5 protein-coding genes are annotated in these 5,676 nt (G+C 65.2%); 2 read left to right on the top strand and 3 right to left on the bottom strand.

What is annotated here, in order from left to right; genetic code table 11:
* Positions 1–187: 187 nt before the first annotated feature.
* The 3 genes from proC to EN964_RS22260 form a co-directional block, all read right to left on the bottom strand.
* A complete protein-coding gene (gene proC, locus EN964_RS22270) occupies positions 188–1,003 on the bottom strand; it encodes a pyrroline-5-carboxylate reductase (protein WP_127269835.1) in 816 nt (271 codons plus the stop codon).
* Positions 1,004–1,064: 61 nt separating this feature from the next.
* Positions 1,065–2,411 (bottom strand): O-antigen ligase, encoded by a 1,347-nt coding sequence (locus EN964_RS22265; RefSeq protein ID WP_127269837.1) that lies wholly within the window; start codon positions 2,409–2,411, stop codon positions 1,065–1,067.
* Positions 2,380–3,378 (bottom strand): glycosyltransferase family 2 protein, encoded by a 999-nt coding sequence (locus EN964_RS22260; RefSeq protein ID WP_127269839.1) that lies wholly within the window; start codon positions 3,376–3,378, stop codon positions 2,380–2,382. The genes EN964_RS22265 and EN964_RS22260 overlap by 32 nt, the downstream gene beginning before the upstream one ends.
* A gap of 172 nt (positions 3,379–3,550) precedes the next feature.
* Here EN964_RS22260 and EN964_RS22255 point away from each other — a divergent pair, with 172 nt between their 5' ends.
* Both EN964_RS22255 and EN964_RS22250 read left to right on the top strand, forming a co-directional pair.
* Positions 3,551–4,723 (top strand): glycosyltransferase family 4 protein, encoded by a 1,173-nt coding sequence (locus EN964_RS22255; protein WP_127272679.1) that lies wholly within the window; start codon positions 3,551–3,553, stop codon positions 4,721–4,723.
* Entirely contained in the window at positions 4,720–5,514 is a 795-nt protein-coding gene (locus tag EN964_RS22250) for a WecB/TagA/CpsF family glycosyltransferase (protein WP_127271447.1), read from the top strand. Before EN964_RS22255 ends, EN964_RS22250 begins: the two co-directional genes overlap by 4 nt.
* Positions 5,515–5,676: the final 162 nt, after the last annotated feature.

Below are 5,676 nucleotides of genomic sequence, written 5' to 3'. Positions count from 1 at the left end.
GAATGCAGCGGAGCAGAATTCTGCACCGCAGCAGCGCTTTGAAGTCGCGGCATGGATCCTGGGGTCTGCGCCGCGTCGCTGCGCTCCTTGCTTCGCCCCAGGATGACGAAGCGATGTGCATTTCCGCCAAGCCATCAACGCAAGCACGTCCGACCCATCAAAACTTCGGCAGCGGAGGAGTTGACGATTACTTCCCCAGCTCGACCGACCGCAGCCGCGCAGCCTCCACCGCCTCTGTGAGAAGGCGCGTCAGCCGGTGCTCGCCCATCAGCACGGCCAGCGCCGCGGCCGTCGTGCCGTTGGGGCTGGTGACCTGCTGGCGCAGCACGCCCGGTTCCTCGCCGCTTTCGGCGGCGAGCGAGGCGGCGCCATAGACTGTCTGCATGGCGAGCAGCTTGGCGGTCGCCGTTGGCAGCCCGGCCTTCTCGGCGGCCACGGTCAGCGCTTCGATGAAATGGAAGATGTAGGCCGGCCCAGATCCGGAGACGGCGGTCACCGCATCCATCAGGCCCTCGTCGTCGATGGTGGCCACTTCGCCGCTCGCCGACAAAAGATCGGCGACGAAACGCTTGGTGTCATCCGACACGAGCTTGTTGGAGAACACCACCATCATGCCCTTGCCGATTGCCGCGGGTGTGTTGGGCATGCAGCGCACGATCGGCGCGCGGCTGCCGAGGATTTCCTCGAAGGTGTTGGCCGGCGTGCCGGCGGCGATGCTGACGAAGGTGGTGCGGCCATCGCCGAAACGCTTGTAGGCGGAGGTGACATCGCGGATCACCTGCGGCTTCACCGCGATGACGACGAGATCGGGCACGGCATCGGCCGGGATGCTGCCGGCATCGGCTGATGTCGCGCAGCCCAGCGTGGCCGCGCGATTGCGCAGATCGGCATTGGGCTCGACCACGAAAACCGCCGATGGCGCAAGCTTACCGGATTTCAGCCAGCCTGAGAGCATGGCGTAACCCATATTGCCGCAGCCGGCGAGAACAAGCCTGATCGTCATCAAAAGCCCTCCGAAGGAAGGCTTTCACATAGACGCTGGCGCTTCCCCGGGGAAGCCCCCGTCAGGAGGAACGGAAAGATCGCGAGCCGCGATCGGGATCGCGCACTGCCATCGGCCGCAGCGAGACTTGCCTGAGGCCAAATACGCCGAGCACGAAGAACAGCCAGACCGGGTCGCCGCGATGGAAGAAGAAGCTTTCGAGAAAAGCGTTCAGCGCCGTGAACAGCACCACCATCATGAAGAAGTCACCGAGAAAAATGTTTTCCCTGCGCAACGGAATGCGCATGTAGTCGCGCAGCGGCGCGATGAGGAAAGTGTAGACCGCCACGCAGAGTGCCGGAATGCCCATCAGCACGGCGATGTCGAGGTAGCCGTCATGGCCGTGCACGATGGTCCGGATGTCCCACGGCCGGTCGAAGGGCTGGTCCTGGTTGAGCAGCAAGGGCGTGCCCCAGAAGCTCTCATAGCCGTAACCGGTCCATGGCTTCTTCGCGAGCATGCTGCCGGCGAACTCCCACAGCGTCGTGCGGCCCGTATAGGTCATGTCCGGGAAATAGATCGCCGCGAGATGTTTTATCGGCGGCAGGAATACGATGCCCAGCGTGCCGACCGCTGTCGCGACGATCGCCAGCGCAAACAGGATCGGCGTGCCGAGCCGCATGCCGATCAGGCTCGGGAACATGACGATCAGGATCGAGAACGGCACCAGGCCGGCTGTCGTCTTGGAGCCGGTGTGCAGCATGAAGATCATCGCAGCGAAGAAGATCCCGGCACCCCAGTAGCGCTGTCCGCGCCGGTAGAGATAGAGGCCCGCGAAGCTGAGGCAGGCCATGATCGGCCCGGCGATGTTCTTGTGGGTGAACACGCCGCGCCACAGGCCGGCATGCTCAGGCTCCTGCGAGTCGGCGGTGTGCATCGCCTCATGCGGAAAAACGATGAGCCCGAGATAGGAAAGGCCCATGACCACGACGGCGGTGAAGATGATCACCTTCGAGAAGGCTTCGGCGTCGCGAGGCAGCACCAGGATCGTCGCCATCGTCAGGATGCCGATCAGGGTGAAGGAGGCGGCGCGCATGGCCGAAGGCGGATCGGTCGACAGGATCACCGAGAGGAAAAAGAAGCCCAGCATCAGCATCCAGGACGGGCTGAGCAGCGAGCGCACCACACGCGGATCGGCAAAGGCCATCAGCGAGAAGATCGACATGGCGCCGAGCGAACCGAAGCCAAGCTGGTTGACGATGTCGCCGCCTTGACCGGCGAGTTCTGCGCCGCCCGGCTGGAACGGCCGGAAGGACACCATGATGACGGTCAACAGCAGCGCGGCAATGGCGGTGGCCACGCCTTCGCGCGTGAACGCGGCGCTGAGCGGCGCGCGCTCAGTTTTTCTCAGGCTGGCGATATTGCTCATTGGCATATCCGAATTCGGCCAGCACGCGGCCCAGCGCCACATGGACAGGGTAGATGGCGATATCAGGCGATCCGGTCCGCGCCAGCCGGATCAGGCCGCGAAGCGGCGAGGCGGCAAGCAGTGCCAGGCTCTTCAGCAACACCTTGGCGCCGGCCAGCGGTGTGCCGGCGCGCTTCTTCTTTTCGACCAGTGTCGAGATGACACCGTTGCGCAGGCTGCGGGCCCGGATCCAGTCGGCTTCGATACGCCGGGCCGGGACGGTTTCATGCACCTTGGCCTCGGCGCACCAGCCCAGCACAAAGCCCTTTTGCGCCGACCGGCTGAGAAAGTCGGAATCGCCGCCGCCCATGAAGTTGAATCTGAGATCGAGAAAGGGTGGACCCATGGCGATCAGCACGTTGCGCCCGACCAGAAGATTGCCGGACGAATAGAGCGCCGGCACCCGCCCGGTTGCCCGATAAGGCGGCGCGAACACCGGATGCTCGGCCCATCGCGCATGGGCGGGGTCGGCAAACACGGGCACCTGCGGGCCGCCGACAATATCGGCACTGAGCGTTTCGGCAGCCCGGCACATCCGTTCCAGCCACTGCGGATCGGCGATCTCGTCATCGTCGATGACCAGCAGATGCCTGAAGTTCGGGAATTGCAGGATGGCTGTCTGCCAGCCGGCATTGTAGGCGCTGCAATTGCCGCGCTCATGCGCGATGATGACCAGGCCCGACATTTCGCCCCGCTCGAACAGCGGCAGCGCTGCCTTGGCGCCGGCCCGCGCCTCGGCTTCGTTCTCCATGACGATCACGGCAAAGCGCCTGCCGGTTTGCTGCGCTCGCAGCGACGCCAGCGTTTCCAGCACCTGCTCGGGACGCTTGAAGGTCGGCAAGGTGACGACGGCTTCGACGGCCTCGACGTCAAGCCGCGGCGTGCGTCCCGCGACCGATACCGAACCGTCCGATGGCAAAGGGATCATCCGTGTCCAGCCACATGGTGAGTTGGGCTCTGGTAGCACCGCGGTTGATAAGGTTTCGTTAATCACCTTGCACGGAGAACGCCTGCAAGCAGAGGCTTTCGGCCGTCGAATGTGCTCGCTTAATCAAGGGTTCACCGCGCTTTGCTACCGGCTACACCACTGGATAGGTGAGATGCATCTACTGTTCGCCACATCGATCGTGCCCGACGGTGCTCTCGCCTCGGGCTACGAGATCGCAAACGCTGCGATCATCGCCGCCCTGCGGCGCGCTGGCGTGCGCGTAACCGTCATTGGTTTCACCTGGCCGGGGAAACCCGCGGCCGACCCCGAAAACACCGTGGTGCTGGGTGCCATCGACGTGCGCACGGACAATGCCTCCGCGCGGCAGAAGCTGGCCTGGGTCGGCAAGGCGCTGCTTTCGGGCCTCACCTTCGCCTCGGTCAAGCTGCGCGCCGTGTCCGACAGCGATGTTCTCGCTGCCATCGAGCAAGCTGGACCGGTTGACGGCTACGTGCTGAATTCCGTGCAGTTCGCCGGCGCCTTCGAAAAGCTGTTCACCGAGCGGCCTTCGATCTTCGTTGCCCACAATGTCGAGTATCTTTCGGCGCGGGAGAACGCCGCTGCCGCCGGCAGCCTCTTCCAGCGCCTGCTGTTTCGTCGTGAGGCGAGGTTGCTCAAGGCCGTCGAAGAGCGTGTCTGCCGCCGGGCGCGCTTCGTCTTCACCCTGGCCGAGGAAGACCGCGCCGCACTCGGTGTCGCCTCCGACAACCGCTCGGCGGTGCTGCCGCTGGTGACCGGTGCCCAGGCGCCAACCCTGAAAGGCCCGCGCCGCATCGACTGCGACGCGGCCCTGATCGGCACCTGGACCTGGCAGCCGAACCGCATCGGCCTCGACTGGTTCCTGGACAAGGTGGTGCCGCATCTGCGGCCCGATTTCCGCATCCGCATCGCAGGCCACATGCCTTCGGGCGTCGCCTCGAAGCATCCGGGTGTCGAACTTGTCGGCCGCGTGCCCGACGCGCAGGCTTTCGTGCGCGGTGCTGCCGTCATTCCGCTGATCAGCACCGCGGGCAGCGGCGTCCAGTTGAAGACCATCGAAACGTTCGAACTCGGCCTGCCTTCGGTCGCCACGAGCCGTTCGCTGCGCGGCATCGACCACCGTCCGGCCAACTGCGTCGTCACCGACGATCCCGTCGCCTTCGCCAGGGCTCTCGAGGCTGCGGCGGCCGACATCCGCGACGTCGACGGCAGCGCGTTCCGGGGCTCGCAGGTCAAGGCGCTCGACGCTGCCATCCGGCTCGGCCTCGAAGAGCTTGAGCCTGCCAGGCAGGAGGCGTTTGCATGAACATGCATTCCGCCCGCGCTGCGTTCGGGCTCGACAAGCTGATGACGATCCTTGGCATCCCGGTGGTTGCGGTCCGCTGGAACGATGCCATCGCCCTGCTGAACCGGTTGATTGCCGAGCGGCGCTTCACCAAGGTCAGTTTCCTCAACGCCCACAACGCCAACATCGCCTATACCGACCCGGTGTTCGCCGGGGCACTCGATGATTTCCTCATCCTGCCCGACGGCATCGGTATCGATCTGGCGGCGAGGCTCCTCTACGGGGCGCCGTTTCCCGACAATCTCAACGGCACCGATTTCGTCCCGGCCTTCCTGCAGGCCTCGACGACGCCGCTGACCGTTGGGCTGCTCGGCGCGACGCGTGTCAATGCCGAAGCGGCGTCGGTCAAGCTGGCCGCCTTGGCGGTGCAGCACCGGTTCGTGGTGATCCATGACGGCTATTTCCCCGCTTCGCAGGAGCAGGAAATCGTCGACCGGATCGCCGCGCTTCGGCCCGACGTGCTGCTCGTCGCCATGGGCGTGCCGCGCCAGGAATTGTGGATCGAACGCCACATCGACGCGCGCCACTGCACGCTGCCGATCGCCGTCGGCGCGTTGCTTGATTTCCTGAGCGGCGCGGTGCCCCGCGCGCCCTTGTGGATGCGCCGGCTGCGGCTCGAATGGCTGTTCCGGTTGGCTGTCGAACCGAGCCGCCTGTGGCGCCGTTATGTGGTCGGCAACCCACTGTTCCTGCTGCGCGTCGTCAGGCAGAAATTCTCGCTTGCGCCCGAAGCCGCGGAGGATGTCAAGTGAACAGCAGGTTCGTGCCAGGCACCGCTGTCGAGCCAGGCCCGCTGCGGCAGACACCGACGGCGGCCATCGTGACGGCAAGCTACGCGCCCGACTTCGAGCGCTGCCGCCTGCTGTGCGAGACACTTGATCGCCACGTTTCGGGCGCGGCGCACCATTACATCC

This window comes from Mesorhizobium sp. M7A.F.Ca.CA.001.10.2.1, assembly GCF_003998575.1.
GTDB lineage: Bacteria > Pseudomonadota > Alphaproteobacteria > Rhizobiales > Rhizobiaceae > Mesorhizobium.
The sequence above is the reverse complement of the archived record's forward strand: the minus strand, read 5'-3'. Positions and strand labels throughout refer to the sequence as shown.